This window comes from Nocardia sp. NPDC059229, from assembly GCF_042754165.1.
GTDB lineage: Bacteria > Actinomycetota > Actinomycetes > Mycobacteriales > Mycobacteriaceae > Nocardia.
Window position 1 is genome coordinate 30692 of the sequence record NZ_JBHZAK010000007.1, and the last position, 16670, is coordinate 47361.

Here is a 16670-nt window from a genome sequence, read left to right on the forward strand (position 1 = left end):
AGGTATGCCGGACATGGTTTCCGCGGCTCGCAGCGGCACAAATGAATATGCGGCAAATTATGCAACGCAATTGGTCTGTGTCAGTGCGATGATGGCTGAGTGGCACGCGCAGAGGAACACGGTGACCGTTCTCGACGCGAATTCCGGCATGAGGACCAGGTGGTTCGACCAGGGACCCTGCTGGTGTCCGCGACCGATCTGACCGAGCCGTCGTTCCGGCGGTCGGTGGTCTACATCCTCGAACACAATGACGGCGGCACCTGGGGCGTGGTCCTCAACAAGCCCAGTGACACCGCCCTGCACGACGTGCTCCCCAACTGGTCCGAGCTGGCCGCCGGCCCCCGCGCGCTCTACATCGGGGGCCCGGTGAAACGCGATGCGGCGCTGTGCCTGGCCACCGTCAAGGTAGGTGCGTCCATCGCCGGGCTGTCCGGCGTGCGCCGGGTGGACGGCCGGGTGGCCCTGGTGGACCTGGATTCCGATCCGGACCGCATCGAGGGTCTGGTGGAGGGCATCCGGGTCTTCGCGGGCTACGCCGGCTGGACCTTCGGGCAGCTGGAAGGCGAACTGGATCGCGGCGATTGGATCGTCCTGTCCGCCCTGCCCACCGACCCGCTGGCGGGCCGCGTCGACCTCTGGGCCCACGTCCTGCGCCGCCAGCCGCTGCCGCTGTCCCTGCTGGCCACCCATCCCATCGAGCTCGAACGCAACTGAACCGCCGGGACATCTGTGTCGTGATCGATGCGGAGGTGAGCGATGCCGGAGGACCAGGCGGCCCTGCTACGCGCGCTGTACGACGAGCACGCGGCAGCGCTGTGGCGGTACACCTACGGGTTGGTCGGGGATCCGGGCCGGGCCGAGGACATCGTGCAGGAGACCCTGCTGCGCGCCTGGCAGCGGCCCAATGTGCTGGACCAGTCCACCAGTTCGGCGCGGGCCTGGCTGTTCACGGTCGCCCGTAATCTGGCCGTGGACGAGCATCGCAGCGCACGCAGCCGGCGCGAATTCCGCACCGATCACCCGCCGGAGGTACCCGAACCGGACAAGACGGATCGGACGCTGGACGGGTGGCTGGTGGCGGATGCGCTGGCGCGGCTGAGCATCGATCACCGTGACGTCATCGTCCGTGCCTACTACCGGGGCCTGTCCACGCATCAGATCGCGGAGGAACTGGAGATCCCGGAGGGCACGGTCAAGTCTCGGATGCACTACGGCATGCGGGCATTGCGATTGGTGTTGCAGGAAATGGGGGTGACGAGATGACCGAGGGCCATGAACTGTGCAATGGCTACACCACCTGGGACGGCGCGTATGTGCTCGGCGCTCTCGCCCGGGACGACCGCCGCGAGTACGAGGAGCATCTGACCGGATGTGAGTCCTGCCGCGCGGCCGTGTCGAAACTGGCCGGTCTACCCGGCCTGCTGGCCATGGTGGATGCCGAAACCGCGTTGTCGATTGCGGCGCAGGACGATCCGCCCTCCACCGTGCCGCCGCCGCCCGAGCGGTTGCTGCCGGCCCTGGCGGCGCGGACCGCCAGACGGCGGCGCCGGGGGCGATGGGAAGCGATCGGCGGAGCAGTGGCGGCGGCGGCCGCCGCGGTGACCATCGCGATTCCGGTGACCGCCACCGTGGCCCACCACGAGGGCCCGTCCTTCGTGCAGCAGGTGGTGGCGCAGGGTCCGCTGAAGCCGCAGACCGACACCCCGATCCTGGCCACCTTCAAGGTGATGTCGATCAACGGCCAGACCCGGGTGGACATGTGGTGCCAGTACCCGCCCTCGGACGAGGAGTACGTGTGGACGCTGTCGCTGTGGGTGACCCGCAACGACGGCGTGCAGTCCAAGCTCGCCGAGTGGACGGTCAAGCCGGGCCAGACGCTGACTCCGGACGGCACCACCTCGGTGTCGCCGGAACAGTTGAAGACGATCGAGATCCGCAACGGATCCGGGAAAATCCTGCTGGCAGCGGGTATCTGACCACGCGCGAACGGCGCGCCCCGCCTGGGAGCGCGCCGCCCGGCACCGTGACTACCGGGTCTTGCGCCGGAAGGTCGTGGTGGACCAGAAGTATCCGAACACGCCGATCACCACGCACCAGCCGATGGCCAGGATGCCGTTGTGCCCGATCGGCCCGCCCATCAGCAGCCCGCGCAGGGTCTCGGTGATCGGGGTGAAGGGCTGATACTCGGCGAACTGCTTCACACCGGCCGGCATGGTGTCGGTCGGCACCAGGCCACTGCCCAGGAAGGGCAGGAAAAGAATCGGCATGGGCATATTGGACGCGCTCTCCGGGGTCTGGGCGATCAGGCCGAAGCCGACGCCGAGCCAGTTCAGCGCGAAGACGGTCAGGCCGATGAGTCCGAGGGCCGCCAGCCATTCCACCACGCCGGCGTGCGGCCGGAAGCCGATGGCCACGGCCATCAGCGTCATGGCGACCACGCCCAGCATGCCCTGGATCAGGGTGCCGACCACCTGCCCGGTGAGCACCGAGGCGTGCGAGAAGTGCATGGTGCGAAAGCGATTGATGATGCCCTTGGTCATATCGGTGGCCATGCCGACCGCGACGCCCGCGACCATGTACGCCGGGATGATGAGCATCATGCCGGGCGTCAGGTAGTCGATGTACCGGCCGCCGGTGGCCGACTTCAGCGCACCGCCGAACACGTAGTTGAACAGCAGCAGCAGGAACACCGGCATGATGATCAGGGAGAAGGTCATGCCCGGATACCGCTTGGCGTGCACCAGGTTCCGGCGCAGCATGGTCTTCGAGTCGGCGAACGACGTGGTCAGAGTCGTCATTTGGAGGTCTCCTTCTCGGGAGCGTGGCCGCCGGTGAGGGCCAGGAAGACGTCGTCGAGGTCGGGGGTGTGCACGGACAGGCCCGCGGGTTCCACCCGGGCCGCGTCGAGGCGGTCGATCACCTCGCGGACCGAGCGCACCGCGCCGTCACTCGGAACGGCCAGCGTGAGGTCACCGTTGACCCGCGCGGCATCACCGAAAAGCCGTGCGGCGGATTCGAATTCGGCCCGGTCGCCGAAGTCCAGGCGGATGTAGCCGCCGGGCACCATGCGCTTGAGCTGATCGGCGGTGCCCTGGGCGACCAGTTGCCCCTGGTGCAGCACGGCGATGCGGTCGGCCAGCTGGTCGGCCTCTTCCAGGTACTGGGTGGTGAGGAAGATGGTGACGCCCCGCGCGGTGAGGTCGCGGATGATGTCCCACATGCCACGGCGGCTGCGCGGATCCAGGCCCACGGTGGGCTCGTCGAGGAAGATGATGCGCGGATCGCCGACCAGGGTCATGGCCAGGTCCAGGCGGCGGGTCATGCCGCCGGAGTAGCTCGAGGCGATCTTGTCGGCGGCCTCCTCCAGATCGAAGGTGGCCAGCAGTTCCGCTGCCAGCCTGCGGCTTTCGGTGCGCGGCAGGTGGTGCAGGTCGCCCATGAGTATGAGGTTCTCGCGGCCGGTGAGCAGTTCGTCCACGGCCGAGAACTGGCCGGTGACCCCGATGATCGAGCGCACGCCGTCGGGCTGGGTGGCGGGATCGAAACCGCCGACACTGATCTCGCCGCCATCGGCGCGTTTCAGGGTGGACAGGATCTCGACCGTGGTGGTCTTGCCCGCGCCATTGGGGCCGAGCAGCGAGAAGACGCTGCCCTCCGGGACGGTGAAGTCGATGCGGTCGAGCACGATGTGCTCACCGAAGGATTTGCAGAGGCCGGTGACCGTGATGGCTGCCGGTGCAGGGTCGTTGTACATGTCTCCCCTCTCATCAATAGATAGGCATGAATGCATAGGTCATCCAGGCCGTGACCGCCGAGGCTTGCGATCAAAGTTGTTTTGGGTCAGCTATTCAGTTGTGCTACAGGGTTTTTCGATCAGATATCGAGGTCCTCGACCTGCGAGTGCTCGGTGGCGTCCACGACGCGGGCGTAGAGGCGATCGGGAATCTTGCCCTCCAGGTCCTGGATGGTGTCGTAGACCTCGAGGGTGAAATCGCCCCAATCCTGTTCGCCCAGACCGAGGAAGCGACGCCACTGGCGCCAATTGGTGTCGGTCGGAAACTCCGACCAGTTGGAGAAGTGACTGTGCACCGCATACGCGCCTTTGCGGGTGCGGTACACCCGGATGTCCTCGATGCGCTCGTTGGCCATCTGGTGCCAGTGGGTGAGCAGGGTGCCGGAGAACCGGACCTGCCGGGTACCGTCCTTGCCCACCTTCAGGACCACCTCGTCGTAGCCCTGTTGCCGGCCCTCCTCGAGCTCGATGAAGCGCCGCAGTGCCGTCACGATCGCGCCCGACAGATTGCCCCCCACCAGCTCCTGCGCGCGCTGAAACAGCTTCAGGTCATCATCGGATACGTAAATCGTCTTGTTCGGCATGCACCAACTATACGTAGACGTATACATACACAGCAAGGCCTGTCGCGAAACGCGGTGATTGAACCCCTGACGACTCGCATCCGTATCCCGGTTGAAGGCACTCGGGCACCGGTGGCTGCCACCGGAAAGGACGCGCCCATGCATAGCGGCACACGGGTCGCTGACCAGCTGGTCAGGACGGTATCGGCGTTGGGCGTACGGCACCTGTTCGGCGTCGACGGAGCAAATATCGAAGACCTCTACGACGCGGCTTTCGATCATCGGGATCTGATCACCGCCGTGGTGGCCAAGCACGAGTTCGGCGCGGCCACCATGGCCGACGGGTATGCGCGTTCGACCTCCGGCCTCGGTGTCGTGTGCGCGACCTCCGGCGGCGGCGCCTTGAACCTCGTCGCCGGGCTGGCCGAATCGTTCGCCTCCCGGGTGCCGGTGCTCGCGCTGATCGGGCAGCCCCCGACCGTCCTGGAGGGCAAGGGCGCGTTCCAGGACACGAGTGGGCAGGCCGGCGCCTTCGACGCGGTCGCGCTCTACACGCCGATCTCGCACTACTGTGCCCGCGTCGAGGCCCCCGCCGACCTGCCCGCTCACCTCGCCCGCGCGGTCTCCGCCGCCCGCCGGGGCGGGCCCGCGGTGCTGTTGCTGCCCAAGGACATTCAGCAGGCCGACCTGGTCGCCCCGGATTTCGTGCCGCCCGCGCGCCCCTACCGCCGCGACATCGCGAACCTGCGGCGGGTGCTGCACACCGTGCGCGGCGCCCGGGCGGTCGGCAAGATCGTGATCATCGCCGGGGACCAGGTGGCCCGCGACGACGCCCGCCGCGAGCTCGCCGCCTTCGCCGCCGCCGTGGATGCCGCCGTCGGGGTCGCGCCCGACGCCAAGGACGTCTACCACCACGCGGACCCCGGCTGCTACGGCGTCGCGGGCAGCATGGGCAATCCCGAGCTGCTCGACGCCCTGCGCGGCGCGGAGCTGTGCCTGCTGATCGGGACCCGCATGCCGGTCACCGCCCGGGCCGGGATGGAGGACGCGCTCGCGGCGGTGCCGCTGGCCAGCATCGGCGCGCTGCCGCCGTTCCTGCCCGCCGGGCACGCGCACAGCAACGACCTGGCCGAGACCCTCGCCGAGCTGATCGGCGAATTGGATTCCGGCGACGGCGAAACCGGGGCGCGGATCATCCCGCTGCGCCCGCACCCGTCCGGCGAGCCCAGCCTGACCCCGCTGCCCGTGCCGCCCTCCGACGGTCCCGGGCTGCGCTATCACGAGGTGGTGGAGACCATCAACAGCGCGCTGCCCGCGGGTTCGGACGTCTTCGCCGACGCCGGCAATACCGGTGCGGCCGTGGTGCACCACCTGCGGCTGCCGCGGCACGGGCGCTTCACGGTGGCGCTCGGCATGGGCGGCATGGGCTATGCCTTCGGGGCCGGGATCGGCTCGGCCTTCGCCCGGCACCGGCGCCCGGACGGCGGGCAGCGGCGCACCTACGTGATCGCGGGCGACGGAGCATTCTTCATGCACGGCATGGAGATTCACACCGCGGTCGAACACCGGCTGCCGATCACCTTCATCGTCCTCAACAACAACGCGCACGCCATGTGCGTCACGCGTGAGCAGCTGTACTACGGGGATCGCTACAGCTTCAACAGGTTTCGTCCCGCGTATCCGGGCGCGGGGATGGCCGCCATGTTCCCGGATCTGTGCACCCATGCACCGGAGAACCGGGCCGAGCTCGCCGCGGCACTGCGGCACTGCGCCGACCGCCCGGGACCGTCGTTCGTCGCGATCGACTGCGATCCCGACGAAATCCCGCCGTTCACACCGTTCCTGACGCCACCCAGGAGGTAACCCGTGACCACCAGTGCCCTGCCCGCCCTCAGTGACATTCCGGAAGCCGTCCTGCCCGGCCTGCTGCGTATCGAGAATTCCGATCGCGAGGCCACCACCCCGATCATCCTGGACATGCTGCGATCGGTGTATCCGCACGACCAGATCTTCGGCGACTTCTGCCCGGTCCAGGGGTTCATCGCGGCCCCGCCGCGAGAGCTGTACGAGTACCTCGCCGATACCCGGTGCCTGGAGGAATGGACCTACAGCCTGCGCGGATTCACCGAGACCGAGGAGCCCGGGCTGTGGGTGTCGCACGATCGGCTGGGCGACAGCACCACGATCTACACCCGCACCGTCGCCAATCCCGACGCCATGACGGTGGACTACCACTGCGCCTGGGACCAGAGCGACCACCTGTGGATGGTCTACCTGATGCGGGTGATCGACGCCCAGGTGGTGTTCGACAAGCCCGGTTCGGTGGTGCTGTGGACGAACTGCCACCACCCGTTCTATGACAGGAACCCCTACCAGGACACCGCGCCGGACAAGCGCAAGGTGTGGGTGGGCGATTTCTGGGAGATGTTCTCCGCCGGGCACCAATTGGAGCTCGACAATCTCAGGGCCATCGCGGAATACCGCGCCTCGCACGGGCTGCCCATCAAGCCCGACTGGATGCTGAATCCCTCGGAAGAGAAGTGAGCTGAGCGCCATGGACTTCACCGACCCCGCCCTCCGGATGGCGCCGCCAGTCAGCCTGGTCGATGTCGCCGGTTACCTGCCCGGTGACCCGGTCGGCACCGAGTACTTCACCCAGTTCTCCCGCTCGGACCGGATGGCCAAGAACGTCATGTTCCGGGCCCCCAGGGGACGCCATCACATCGGCCGCGACGAGACCGCCGTGGACATGGTGGAGCGAGCCGTCGCACCCCTGATCGAACGCCATGGGGCACAGGAGATCTCGAATGTCGACATCCTGCTCACCCACACCCAGCTGCCCGACAATCCGGTGCTGGGCGCCGGGCCGGAGGTGGCGCGCCGGCTGAATATGAAGCCGCGCTGGGTGTTCGACATCCACAACGGCGGCTGCGCGGCCTTCGTCCACATGATGTGGATGGCCCGCATGATCCTGCAGACGACCGACGCGCGCACCGCGCTCATCGCCTGCACCCAGAACTGCGCGGGCCCGGTGTTCACCCAGCCCGATATCCGCGGGCTCGCGCAGGCCCCCGTCCCCGGCGACGGGTGCGGGGTCGGGCTGCTCGTGAAGAACAGCTCCGCGCCGATCCTCGATATCGAGTGCCGCACCTATCCGGAGTTCGCGGGCGACATGGAGTTCAGCACCAACGGCGAACGCAAGTACTGGGAGCCGGGCGAGGGCCAGGGCTGCGTCACCTTCACCGAATCCAAGGTGGCCAAGGTGATGACGCGCGGCAACCGGCTGGTGCCCGAGGTGGCGCACGCGGTGTGCCGGCGCATCGGGGTGAAGTCCCGCGATATCGACACCTTCGTCACCAACCAGCCCAACCGGCTGTTCCTGCGCAATTGGAACGAGGCGATGGAACTGCCGCCCGAACGGCACCCGGACACCTTCGACAGCTGCGGAAACCTGTTCGCCGCAGGCATTCCCGTGACCCTGGACGCCGAGAACCGGGCCGGGCGGCTGCGCAACGGCTCGGTGGTGCTGATGGCGGCGTTCGCGCACGCCGGGGACTTCGCGGGGGCGGCGGCCGTCCGCTGGGGCGCGGCCCGATGACCCGCCCCGGTGCGGGGGAGCACAGGCGGCCCGCGGCACGGATCGTGGCGCCGGTGTCCTGGCCGACGGGATTGCGCGGTTCCGAGGTGGCGGGCTATCCCGCCACCGTCGACCCGCACGGCGCGGACACCATCCGCTACGACCTGAGCCTGAGCGAAAACCCCTTTCCGCCACTGCCTTCGGTGGTCGCCGCGCTCGACGACTGCCTCGGCAAGGCGAACCGGTATCCGGAATTCCTGCCCCGGCGGCTGCCGCGGCTGATCGCCGACCACCTCGGCCTCTCGGCCGACCAGGTGGTGGTGGGTTCCGGCGCGACCGGGGTGGCCATGCAGATCATGCAGACCCTCCCCCGCGCCGGAACCGAATTCGTCTACGCCACACCGACCTTCGACGGCTACCCGATCATGGCGACCATGACCGGGCTGCGGCCGGCGCCGGTGCCGCTGGACGGCCACGGCCGCCAGGACCTGTGGGCCATGGCCCGCGCGGTGAACGAGCGCACCGGGCTGATCGCGGTGTGCCGTCCGCACAATCCGACCGGAACGGTGATCCCGGCCAGCGAAGTGAAGGCGTTCCTGTGTTCCGTCCCGCCCCGCGTGCCGGTGATACTGGACGAGGCGTACGTCGAATTCCTCGGCGCGAGCGACTCTCTCGACGCCGTCGAGCTGGTCGACCGGCATCCCAATGTGCTGGTGCTGCGCACCTTCTCCAAGGCGTACGGACTGGCCGGGCTGCGCATCGGCTACGCGTTCGGTGCGGCGGAACTGGTGCACCGGGTGCATCGGCTGCAACTGCCATTCGGGGTGCCGGCCCTCGCGGTCGCCGCGGTGCGCGCGTCCTATGCCGCGGAAGCCGAACTGGGCGAACGGATTCTGCGCATCACCACCGAGCGCGAACTACTGCGCACCGAACTGCGGCGCGGCGGCATCCGGGTGCCGCGCAGCAGCGCCAACTTCCTGTACCTGCCCGGCCGCGATATCGCGCCCGCGCTGGCGCGTGCCGGGATCGTGGCCAAGCGCTACCCGGACGGGAGCGCCCGCATCGCGGTGGGCGATCCGGGTTCGGACCGGGCCGTGCTGCACGCGCTGGCCGCTCGGCCCTCGGCGGGCACCCGCTCGCTGCGGCGCGACGACAGCCGGCTGCTCTCGCTCACGGCGCGCTACGAGCCCACCGCTGCGCGAGGGCGGCACACGTGATCAGCTGAATCTGGTGGAACATCATGAGCGGCAACACGACCAGTCCCACCGAATGCCCCGCGAACAGCACCGTCGCCATGGGCAGCCCGGTGGCCAGGCTCTTCTTGGATCCGCAGAACACCACCACGATCCGGTCGGCGCGATCGAATCGCACCGCCTCGCCGAGGAATCCGGTCGCCACCAGCACGATGGCCAGAATCGCGCAGCACACCACGGCCAGCAGCAGAATCCGCCACGGCGACATGGCATGCCAGATGCCCTCGACCATGCCCGCGCTGAAGGCGCTGTAGACCACCAGCAGGATGGACCCGCGATCCACCAGCTTGGTGGGCTCGGCGTAGCGGGCGAGGAAACCCTTGACCTTCGGCCGGATCAGCTGGCCCAGGAAGAACGGCACCAGTAGCTGCAGCACGATGTCCACCACCGCGGACGGGTCCACGCTCGCCTGCCCGGTGGTGTTCATCAGCAGGATCACGAGTGCGGGAGTCAGGAAGACGCCCAGCAGGTTCGACACCGTGGCGCTCACGATCGCGCCCGCCACATTGCCTTTGGCGATGGAGGTGAAGGCGATCGAGGACTGCACCGTGGACGGCACCAGGCACAGGAACAGCACACCGGTGTAGAGATCACTGGTCAGCACGTGCGGCACCAGCACCCGGGCGGCGAGACCGATCACGGGGAACAGCACGAAGGTGCAAACCAGTACGGTCAGGTGCAGTCGCCAGTGCTTGAGGCCCGCGATCGCCTCCTGCGGCGCCAGGCGCGCGCCGTAGAGCAGGAACAGAAATCCGATGGCGATCTTCGTCAGCCAGCTCACGACCTCGGCCGCCTCGCCCCGAGCCGGGAAGATACTGGCGAGGACGACCATCGCAAGGATCGACAGGATGAACCCGTCTACGTAGAACTTGCTGAGAAATCGCACCGAAACAGGCTAAACACCATGCTTCTTTGGGATAACACAGCACCCGCGCTGCCGCGATACTGGTGGTGATCGACAGTCACGACGACTCCCGAGGTGGAATCGCCATGGTCCTTCGGACCGACGCGGCCGCGGCCGCAACCGATACGTGGGGGATATCCGGCCCGGCCTTCCTCCTGTTCTATGTCCTCGCCGGCCTTTCGGCCATCGCCTTCGGCTACGCACGGCGCGCGGCGGTGATGCGCGCGGTCGACCCGGCCTGGCCATCGGCCGGGCCGCTGCGCCCCAGCGAAACCGCCATGCTGGTCGACGACCGGCGTCCGGTGCTGGCCGGGCTGGCGCAATTGCGCGGCCATCAGATCATCGACTCCGCCGGCGCGCCGGTCCGGCCGCTGACCGCCGCCGAGGAACAGCGGCTGGATCCGATCTCCCGCGCGCTGCATGCGCACCTGCACAGATCCGGGCAGGCGCGCATGCCCGGCATGCTCGTGGGAACCGCCGGGGTGTCGACGGCGATGCGCGGCGACCTCACCGAGCGCGGCTATCTGTTCGGCGAGAAGCAGCGAAAATCCCTGCGGACAGCGCGGTTTCCGCTCTTCGTTTTGCTCGTGCTCGGACTGGTCCGGCTGATCGCGGGCGCGGCCACCCATCATGCGGTCGGCTTCCTCGTGTTCGCCATGATCGTGCTGGCGGTCCTCACCGTCGCGGTGGGCCGGCCGCCACGCCTGACACAGCGCGGCCGCGACGCCCTCGCCGCCGCCCAGGCCGGCAACCGGCACCTGCGGCCCGCCAACTCGCCCGCCTATTCCGCCTACGGACCCGACAGTGCCGCGCTCGCCGTCGCGCTCTACGGCGGGCTGGTGCTGTGGACCCTCGACCCGGCGCTCGCGGGGGCAGCCAGCGTGGTCGCAGGTGGCGGCGGTGGCGGGAGTGACGGCAGCTCCTGCGGCAGCGACAGCGGAAGCACCTGCAGCAGTAGCAGTTGCAGCAGCGGCAGTAGTTGCGGCAGCAGTAGCAGTTGCGGCAGCAGTAGCAGTTGCGGCAGCAGCTGCGGAGGAGGCTGCGGGGGATGACCGGTTCACCGCTTCCCGAGGGGTCGCTGGGCATCGGCTGGCGGCGCGAGATCTGCGGTCTGGTGGCGGCGCTGGAGGGCATCGGATTCTGCGAGGTCATCGCGGAAACGCTGGCGCCCAGGGATTCCGGCGGCCGGGCCGGCGCGTTCCTCCGGCGCGGTCGCGGCTCCCGTCCCAGTGTCGACGTGCCCGAGGAGCTGGCCGCGCTGGTGGCCCGGGGCATTCCCGCGGTGCCGCATGGTATTTCGCTGTCGCTGGGCGGTGCGGAGGCGGTGGACGACCGGCGGGTCGCCCATCTCGCCGACTGCGCGCGATCCCTGGGTTCGCCGCTGGTGAGCGAGCACATCGCCTTCGTGCGCGCGGGCGGCCTGGAGGCCGGGCACCTGCTGCCGGTGCCACGCACCCGCGAGGCGCTCGACGCCCTGGAGCGCAATATCTTTCGTGCGAGCCGGCAGTTGGATGTGCCGCTGGCGGTGGAGAACATCGCGGCGCTGTTCGAATGGCCGCACGCCGAGTACACCGAGGCGGAATTCCTGCAGGAGCTCGTCGAGCGCACCGGCGTCCATCTCCTGCTCGACATCGCGAATGTCTATGCCAATGCCCGCAATACGTCACGTGATCCGCTCACGGAGCTGTTGCGCCTGCCCGCCGAGCGGGTGGCCTACTGCCATATCGCGGGCGGCCACGAGTCCGGCGGCCGCTATATCGACACCCATGTCCATCCCGTCCCCGCCGAGGTGCTGGCGCTGGTCGCCGAGTTCACGGCCGGCCGCGCCGTCCCCCTCATGCTGGAACGCGACGGAAACTACCCGCCCGCAGCCGAACTCACCGCCGAACTGAACGCCATCGCCACCGCCTCCGGCCGCCCGCCCATCACCCTGCGCCCGGAGTCGATCCCGGCATGACCATCGAATCGGCCCGGACGGCAGGGACACTCGCCGAGCAGCAGGCGGCCGTGGTGTGCGCGCTGGTCGCCGGCGCGCAGCCGCCGCCCGGTTTCGACACGGACGATCTCGCCGCCACCGCGCACGGCCTGCTGCACAAGCGGGCGGAGGAGGTGGCGCGGCGGTTCCCGCGCCTGGCGCAGGCCGCCGGACCCGACTTCCGGGCCCGCTACCTGGACTGGGCGCGCACCCGGCCGAAGACCACCACCACCGAGGACGCCGCCGCCTTCGCCCGCGACCTCGGACTACCCGATCCGCGGCCGCAACCCGGCAGGCGGCCACGGTGGCCCGGCCGCCGTGGACGATGATGCGTGGGTGGCCTTTCTCACGCGCGATCCACAGCACGGCTACCGGCCGAACCCGGCTCCGGCAACCCGGACGGCCAGCCGGATCCTGCTTCGATTCGGGCTGGCGCGCTGGGATCTCGTGCTGCGGCAGACGGTCCTCGCGCCCGGCGGGCAGTCCGGGTGGCACTACCACGACGGGACCCTGTTCGTGCTGGTCACCGGCGGTGCGCTGGATCATCCGAAGGCCGATTGCGCCCCGGTCACCATCCGGCCGTGGCGGGTCTTCCGGGAGCCGAGCGGTCCCGGGCACGCGCACCTGGCCCGCAACAGCGGGCCGCGACCGGTGAAACTGACCGTCTTGTACGTGAATCCGAAGGGGAGCCCGCTCGCGCGCAGCATCCCGCCGCCCGCGTGCGCGGGCGAACCCTCGGCAAGTGATCCGGATCATTGAGGCAAGCTGGGCCCATGATCGAAGTCGTCACCGTCAGCACCGAGCAGGAACTAGCGGACGCCTACGCGGTGCGCATGAAGGTCTTCGTGGACGAGCAGGGCGTGCCCGCGGACATCGAGATCGACGAACTCGACGAGACGGCCGACCATTTCCTGGCCCGGCTGGACGGCAGGCCGGCCGGGGCCGGGCGGTTGATCGTGCGGGACGGTGTCGGGGTGCTCGGGCGGCTGGCGGTGCTGGCCGACACGCGCGGCAGCGGGCTCGGCGTGGCGCTGGTGCGGGCCATCGAGGAGCGGGTGCGCGAACGCGGCCTGGGCGCGGTCGAACTGCATTCGCAGACCCACGCGCGGGGCTTCTACGAGAAGCTCGGGTACGAGGCGTACGGCGAGATCGGCATGGACGCAGGCATCCCGCACATCTGGATGCGCAGGTCGCTGGCGAACTGAGGCCTAGGCGGGCTCGCAGGCGTCCCGCAGCGAGCAGGCGCCGCAGGCACTGCCGCAGCCGCCGACCTTCTCCTCCGGGAACGCGGTGGCGAGCGCCTTCTCGGCGGCGGCCGCACCGGCACCGAGGGTGAACACCGCGATCACCACGGCAACCACCGCCACGACCAGGGCCGCGATGCCGCCGGCGACCAGCGCGACCGCACCGGCGGCCGCGAGCAGCAGCCCCGCCACCACGGAGGTCGGCGCGGCCACCCGGTTGGCCAGCTTGAAGGATTCCTCGGTCTTCACCGCGGCCTCGGAGTGCACCCCGAAATACCGGTTGCCCGGCAGCGTCCCGGTGAATCCGAGCACGCCCGTGACCACGGCCACAACCGCGAGGACAAAGAGGATCAGCGCCACGACGAACACTCGGTAAACGTTACCCCTACCCTTTTTGGGCTCGGGTCAGGCTACGTTTTACCCTGGTGAGCGACCTTATCGGGGATTGGCTGGACAAAGAAGGCAGGACCGTGCAGGACACCCGTGCATCCGAAACACCCACCGCGACCGCGGGTGGGGGCGGCGACGTTCCCGCACACCGCTACAACGCCGACCTCGCCGGCCGCATCGAACAGAAGTGGCAGGGCAACTGGCAGCAGCGCGGTACCTTCTACGCGCCCAACCCGGTCGGTCCGCTGCAGGGCGAGACCCCGGCCGACAAGCTGTTCATCCAGGACATGTTCCCGTACCCGTCGGGTGCGGGCCTGCACGTCGGTCACCCGCTGGGCTACATCGCCACCGATGTCTTCGCCCGCTACCACCGCATGCACGGCCGGAATGTGCTGCACGCCCTGGGTTATGACGCCTTCGGCCTGCCCGCCGAGCAGTACGCGGTGCAGACCGGCGCACACCCGCGCGACACCACCATGGCGAATATCGCCACCATGCAGCGGCAGCTGGACCGCCTGGGCCTGGGCCACGACCGCCGCCGCACCTTCGCGACCACCGATCCCGAGTACTACCGGTGGACGCAGTGGATCTTCCTCCGCATCTACAACGCCTGGTACGACACGGGCCTGGGCAAGGCCCGGCCGATCGCCGATCTGATCGCCGAATTCGAGGCCGGCAAGCGGGAAGCCGTCGCGGGCCGCGCCTGGAACGAGCTGTCCCCGTCCGAGCGCAATGCCGCCATCGACTCCCATCGCCTGGTCTACCAGACGGATTCGATGGTCAACTGGTGCCCGGGCCTGGGCACCGTGCTGTCCAACGAGGAGGTCACCGCGGACGGCCGCTCCGAGCGCGGCAACTTCCCGGTGTTCCGTAAGCGCCTGTGGCAGTGGATGATGCGCATCACCGCCTACTCCGATCGCCTGGTCGACGACCTGGACGAGCTGGACTGGCCGGAGAACGTGAAGGCCATGCAGCGCAACTGGATCGGCCGCTCGCGGGGCGCGCAGGTCAAGTTCGAGGCCGGCGCGGATCTGATCGAGGTCTTCACCACCCGCCCCGACACCCTGTTCGGCGCGACCTACGTGGTGCTGGCCCCCGAGCACGAGCTGGTCGACAAGCTGACCGCCGCCACCTGGCCGTCCGGCACCGACGCGCGCTGGACCCTCGGCAACGCCGACACCCCCGTGGAAGCCGTTGCGGCCTACCGGAAGTCGATCGCCGCCAAGTCGGATCTGGAGCGGCAGGAGAACAAGGAGAAGACCGGCGTCTTCCTGGGCACCTACGCCACCAACCCGGTCAACGGCGCGCGCGTGCCGATCTTCATCGCCGACTATGTGCTGAGCGGCTACGGCACCGGCGCGATCATGGCCGTCCCCGGCCACGACCCGCGCGACTGGGACTTCGCCACCACGTTCGGCCTGCCCATCATCGAGGTCGTCGCGGGCGGCAATGTCGCGGAGGGGGCCCACGCCGGCGACGGTGTCATGGTGAACTCCGGCTACATCGACGGCATGGACATCGAGTCCGCCAAGGCCAAGGTGATCGCCGAACTGGAGGCCAACGGCCACGGCCGGGGCACCGTCCAGTACAAGCTGCGCGACTGGCTGTTCGCACGTCAGCGCTACTGGGGCGAGCCGTTCCCCATCGTCTACGACGAGGACGGCGCGCCCCACGCGCTGCCGGAATCCATGCTGCCGGTGCGTCTTCCGGAGATGGACGACTTCGCGCCGGTCACCTTCGACGCGAACGACGCCGACTCCGAGCCGTCCCCGCCGCTGGCCAAGGCCACCGACTGGGTGCACGTCGAACTGGACCTGGGCGCCGGCGTCAAGAAGTACCGCCGCGATACCAATGTCATGCCCAACTGGGCGGGCAGCTCCTGGTACCAGCTGCGCTACGCGGACCCGACCAATACCGAAACCTTCTGCGCCCCCGAGAACGAGCAGTACTGGCTGGGCCCGCGCACGGCCGAGCACGGCCCGAAGGATCCGGGCGGCGTGGACCTGTACGTCGGCGGCGTGGAGCACGCGGTGCTGCACCTGCTGTACGCGCGCTTCTGGCAGAAGGTGCTCTTCGACCTGGGTGACGTGTCCGGCTCCGAGCCGTACCGCCGCCTGTTCAACCAGGGCTACATCCAGGCCCACGCCTACACCGACGCGCGCGGCGCCTACGTGCCGGCCGCGGAGATCGTGGAACGGGACGGAAAGTTCTTCTGGACCAATGCCTCCGGCGTGGAGGAGGAGGTCTTCCAGGAGTACGGCAAGATCGGCAAGTCGCTGAAGAACGCCATCTCCCCCGACGAGATGTGCGATCTGTACGGCGCCGACACCTTCCGCTTCTACGAGATGGCAATGGGCCCGCTGGACACCTCACGGCCCTGGGCCACCAAGGATGTCGTGGGCGCGCACCGCTTCCTGCAGCGCGTGTGGCGACTGGTGGTGGACGAGGAGACCGGCGCGGTGAAGGTCACCGACGGCGAGCCGTCGGCCGAGGCCCTGCGCCTGCTGCACAAGACCATTGCCGGTGTCGACGACGACTACGCCAACCTGCGCGACAACACCGCGGGCGCCAAGCTCATCGAGCTGACCAACTTCCTGACCAAGAACTACGGCGACGGCGCGCCCCGCGCGCTGGTGGAACCCCTGGTCCTGATGCTGGCCCCGATGTCCCCGCACGTGGCCGAGGAACTGTGGGAACGCCTGGGCCACACCACGGCCCTGGCCCACGGCCCCTTCCCGGTCGCGGATCCCGCACTGCTGGTGGCGGATTCGGTCGAGTACCCGATCCAGGTGAACGGCAAGGTCCGCAGCCGCGTCAGCGTCGCCGCCGACGCCGACCAGGCCGCGGTCCAAGCCGCCGCGCTGGCGGACGAGAAGATCGCGGAACTGCTGGGCGGCAAGGCGCCGCGCAAGATCATCGTGGTGCCCGGCCGCCTGGTGAACATCGTCGCCTGAGATGACCGGCGTTCGGC

The 16670-nt window shown here is 69.0% G+C and carries 18 protein-coding genes; 13 read left to right on the top strand and 5 right to left on the bottom strand.

What is annotated here, in order from left to right:
• Positions 1-99 precede the first annotated feature (99 nt).
• From ACFXHE_RS17630 to ACFXHE_RS17640, 3 genes are read left to right on the top strand one after another with little or no spacing between them, the layout of a single operon-like run.
• The gene (locus ACFXHE_RS17630) at positions 100-714 is read left to right on the top strand and encodes a YqgE/AlgH family protein (RefSeq protein ID WP_379384239.1); all 615 of its coding nucleotides are present in this window, start codon (positions 100-102) and stop codon (positions 712-714) included.
• A 42-nt stretch (positions 715-756) separates the two neighbouring features.
• Positions 757-1263, top strand: coding sequence for a sigma-70 family RNA polymerase sigma factor (locus ACFXHE_RS17635; RefSeq protein ID WP_379384240.1), 507 nt, complete (start codon positions 757-759; stop codon positions 1261-1263).
• Positions 1260-1976 (top strand): anti-sigma factor family protein, encoded by a 717-nt coding sequence (locus ACFXHE_RS17640; protein ID WP_379384242.1) that lies wholly within the window; start codon positions 1260-1262, stop codon positions 1974-1976. The genes ACFXHE_RS17635 and ACFXHE_RS17640 overlap by 4 nt, the downstream gene beginning before the upstream one ends.
• A gap of 51 nt (positions 1977-2027) precedes the next feature.
• Here ACFXHE_RS17640 and ACFXHE_RS17645 read toward each other — a convergent pair whose 3' ends face one another.
• The 3 genes from ACFXHE_RS17645 to ACFXHE_RS17655 all read right to left on the bottom strand — a co-directional run bounded on the left by ACFXHE_RS17645 (position 2028) and on the right by ACFXHE_RS17655 (position 4377).
• Positions 2028-2798, bottom strand: a complete 771-nt coding sequence (locus ACFXHE_RS17645; RefSeq protein WP_379384244.1) for an ABC transporter permease — start codon at positions 2796-2798, stop codon at positions 2028-2030.
• A complete protein-coding gene (locus ACFXHE_RS17650; RefSeq protein ID WP_379384246.1) occupies positions 2795-3754 on the bottom strand; it encodes an ATP-binding cassette domain-containing protein in 960 nt (319 codons plus the stop codon). The genes ACFXHE_RS17645 and ACFXHE_RS17650 overlap by 4 nt, the downstream gene beginning before the upstream one ends.
• 119 nt (positions 3755-3873) lie before the next feature.
• The gene (locus ACFXHE_RS17655; protein WP_379384247.1) at positions 3874-4377 is read right to left on the bottom strand and encodes an EXLDI protein; all 504 of its coding nucleotides are present in this window, start codon (positions 4375-4377) and stop codon (positions 3874-3876) included.
• Positions 4378-4515: 138 nt separating this feature from the next.
• Here ACFXHE_RS17655 and ACFXHE_RS17660 point away from each other — a divergent pair, with 138 nt between their 5' ends.
• Genes ACFXHE_RS17660 through ACFXHE_RS17675 form a run of 4 tightly spaced genes read left to right on the top strand, consistent with a single transcriptional unit; the run spans position 4516 to position 9150 of the window.
• Complete coding sequence (locus ACFXHE_RS17660; RefSeq protein ID WP_379384249.1) at positions 4516-6219, top strand: thiamine pyrophosphate-binding protein; 1704 nt, start codon at positions 4516-4518, stop codon at positions 6217-6219.
• A 3-nt stretch (positions 6220-6222) separates the two neighbouring features.
• Complete coding sequence (locus tag ACFXHE_RS17665) at positions 6223-6900, top strand: SRPBCC family protein (RefSeq protein WP_379384251.1); 678 nt, start codon at positions 6223-6225, stop codon at positions 6898-6900.
• Between the two features lie 10 nt (positions 6901-6910).
• Positions 6911-7954 (top strand): 3-oxoacyl-ACP synthase III family protein, encoded by a 1044-nt coding sequence (locus tag ACFXHE_RS17670; RefSeq protein ID WP_379384253.1) that lies wholly within the window; start codon positions 6911-6913, stop codon positions 7952-7954.
• Positions 7951-9150 (top strand): aminotransferase class I/II-fold pyridoxal phosphate-dependent enzyme, encoded by a 1200-nt coding sequence (locus tag ACFXHE_RS17675; RefSeq protein WP_379384254.1) that lies wholly within the window; start codon positions 7951-7953, stop codon positions 9148-9150. The genes ACFXHE_RS17670 and ACFXHE_RS17675 overlap by 4 nt, the downstream gene beginning before the upstream one ends.
• Here ACFXHE_RS17675 and ACFXHE_RS17680 read toward each other — a convergent pair.
• Positions 9104-10072 (bottom strand): bile acid:sodium symporter family protein, encoded by a 969-nt coding sequence (locus tag ACFXHE_RS17680; protein WP_379384256.1) that lies wholly within the window; start codon positions 10070-10072, stop codon positions 9104-9106. The genes ACFXHE_RS17675 and ACFXHE_RS17680 overlap by 47 nt on opposite strands.
• 104 nt (positions 10073-10176) lie before the next feature.
• Between ACFXHE_RS17680 and ACFXHE_RS17685 the strand changes: the two genes are divergently transcribed.
• The 5 genes from ACFXHE_RS17685 to ACFXHE_RS17705 are packed head-to-tail and all read left to right on the top strand — an operon-like array spanning position 10177 to position 13270.
• Entirely contained in the window at positions 10177-11142 is a 966-nt protein-coding gene (locus tag ACFXHE_RS17685) for a TIGR04222 domain-containing membrane protein (protein WP_379384257.1), read from the top strand.
• On the top strand, positions 11139-12047 hold the full coding sequence (locus tag ACFXHE_RS17690; protein WP_379384259.1) for a DUF692 domain-containing protein: 909 nt from the start codon (positions 11139-11141) through the stop codon (positions 12045-12047). Before ACFXHE_RS17685 ends, ACFXHE_RS17690 begins: the two co-directional genes overlap by 4 nt.
• Complete coding sequence (locus tag ACFXHE_RS17695; protein WP_379384261.1) at positions 12044-12394, top strand: hypothetical protein; 351 nt, start codon at positions 12044-12046, stop codon at positions 12392-12394. Before ACFXHE_RS17690 ends, ACFXHE_RS17695 begins: the two co-directional genes overlap by 4 nt.
• A gap of 7 nt (positions 12395-12401) precedes the next feature.
• Positions 12402-12824: a hypothetical protein gene (locus tag ACFXHE_RS17700; RefSeq protein WP_379384263.1), complete on the top strand. Its 423-nt coding sequence runs from the start codon at positions 12402-12404 to the stop codon at positions 12822-12824.
• 14 nt (positions 12825-12838) lie between these two features.
• Positions 12839-13270 carry a GNAT family N-acetyltransferase gene (locus tag ACFXHE_RS17705; protein WP_379384265.1) on the top strand — a complete coding sequence of 144 codons (432 nt, stop codon included), beginning with the start codon at positions 12839-12841 and terminating at the stop codon, positions 13268-13270.
• A gap of 3 nt (positions 13271-13273) precedes the next feature.
• Here ACFXHE_RS17705 and ACFXHE_RS17710 read toward each other — a convergent pair whose 3' ends face one another.
• Positions 13274-13678 (bottom strand): SdpI family protein, encoded by a 405-nt coding sequence (locus tag ACFXHE_RS17710; protein ID WP_379384267.1) that lies wholly within the window; start codon positions 13676-13678, stop codon positions 13274-13276.
• A 101-nt stretch (positions 13679-13779) separates the two neighbouring features.
• On the opposite strand from ACFXHE_RS17710, the gene leuS reads away from it, so the two are divergent.
• Positions 13780-16653, top strand: coding sequence for a leucine--tRNA ligase (leuS, locus tag ACFXHE_RS17715; protein ID WP_379384743.1), 2874 nt, complete (start codon positions 13780-13782; stop codon positions 16651-16653).
• Positions 16654-16670 lie beyond the last annotated feature (17 nt).

What these genes read in the sequence shown, in the direction of transcription:
- ACFXHE_RS17635 (WP_379384240.1), top strand. Translation starts at nt 757, where the DNA reads ATGCCGGAGGACCAGGCGGCCCTGCTACGCGCGCTGTACGACGAGCAC.
- ACFXHE_RS17640 (WP_379384242.1), top strand. Translation starts at nt 1,260, where the DNA reads ATGACCGAGGGCCATGAACTGTGCAATGGCTACACCACCTGGGACGGC.
- ACFXHE_RS17645 (WP_379384244.1), bottom strand. Translation starts at nt 2,798, where the DNA reads ATGACGACTCTGACCACGTCGTTCGCCGACTCGAAGACCATGCTGCGC.
- ACFXHE_RS17650 (WP_379384246.1), bottom strand. Translation starts at nt 3,754, where the DNA reads ATGTACAACGACCCTGCACCGGCAGCCATCACGGTCACCGGCCTCTGC.
- ACFXHE_RS17655 (WP_379384247.1), bottom strand. Translation starts at nt 4,377, where the DNA reads ATGCCGAACAAGACGATTTACGTATCCGATGATGACCTGAAGCTGTTT.
- ACFXHE_RS17660 (WP_379384249.1), top strand. Translation starts at nt 4,516, where the DNA reads ATGCATAGCGGCACACGGGTCGCTGACCAGCTGGTCAGGACGGTATCG.
- ACFXHE_RS17670 (WP_379384253.1), top strand. Translation starts at nt 6,911, where the DNA reads ATGGACTTCACCGACCCCGCCCTCCGGATGGCGCCGCCAGTCAGCCTG.
- ACFXHE_RS17675 (WP_379384254.1), top strand. Translation starts at nt 7,951, where the DNA reads ATGACCCGCCCCGGTGCGGGGGAGCACAGGCGGCCCGCGGCACGGATC.
- ACFXHE_RS17685 (WP_379384257.1), top strand. Translation starts at nt 10,177, where the DNA reads ATGGTCCTTCGGACCGACGCGGCCGCGGCCGCAACCGATACGTGGGGG.
- ACFXHE_RS17690 (WP_379384259.1), top strand. Translation starts at nt 11,139, where the DNA reads ATGACCGGTTCACCGCTTCCCGAGGGGTCGCTGGGCATCGGCTGGCGG.
- ACFXHE_RS17695 (WP_379384261.1), top strand. Translation starts at nt 12,044, where the DNA reads ATGACCATCGAATCGGCCCGGACGGCAGGGACACTCGCCGAGCAGCAG.
- ACFXHE_RS17705 (WP_379384265.1), top strand. Translation starts at nt 12,839, where the DNA reads ATGATCGAAGTCGTCACCGTCAGCACCGAGCAGGAACTAGCGGACGCC.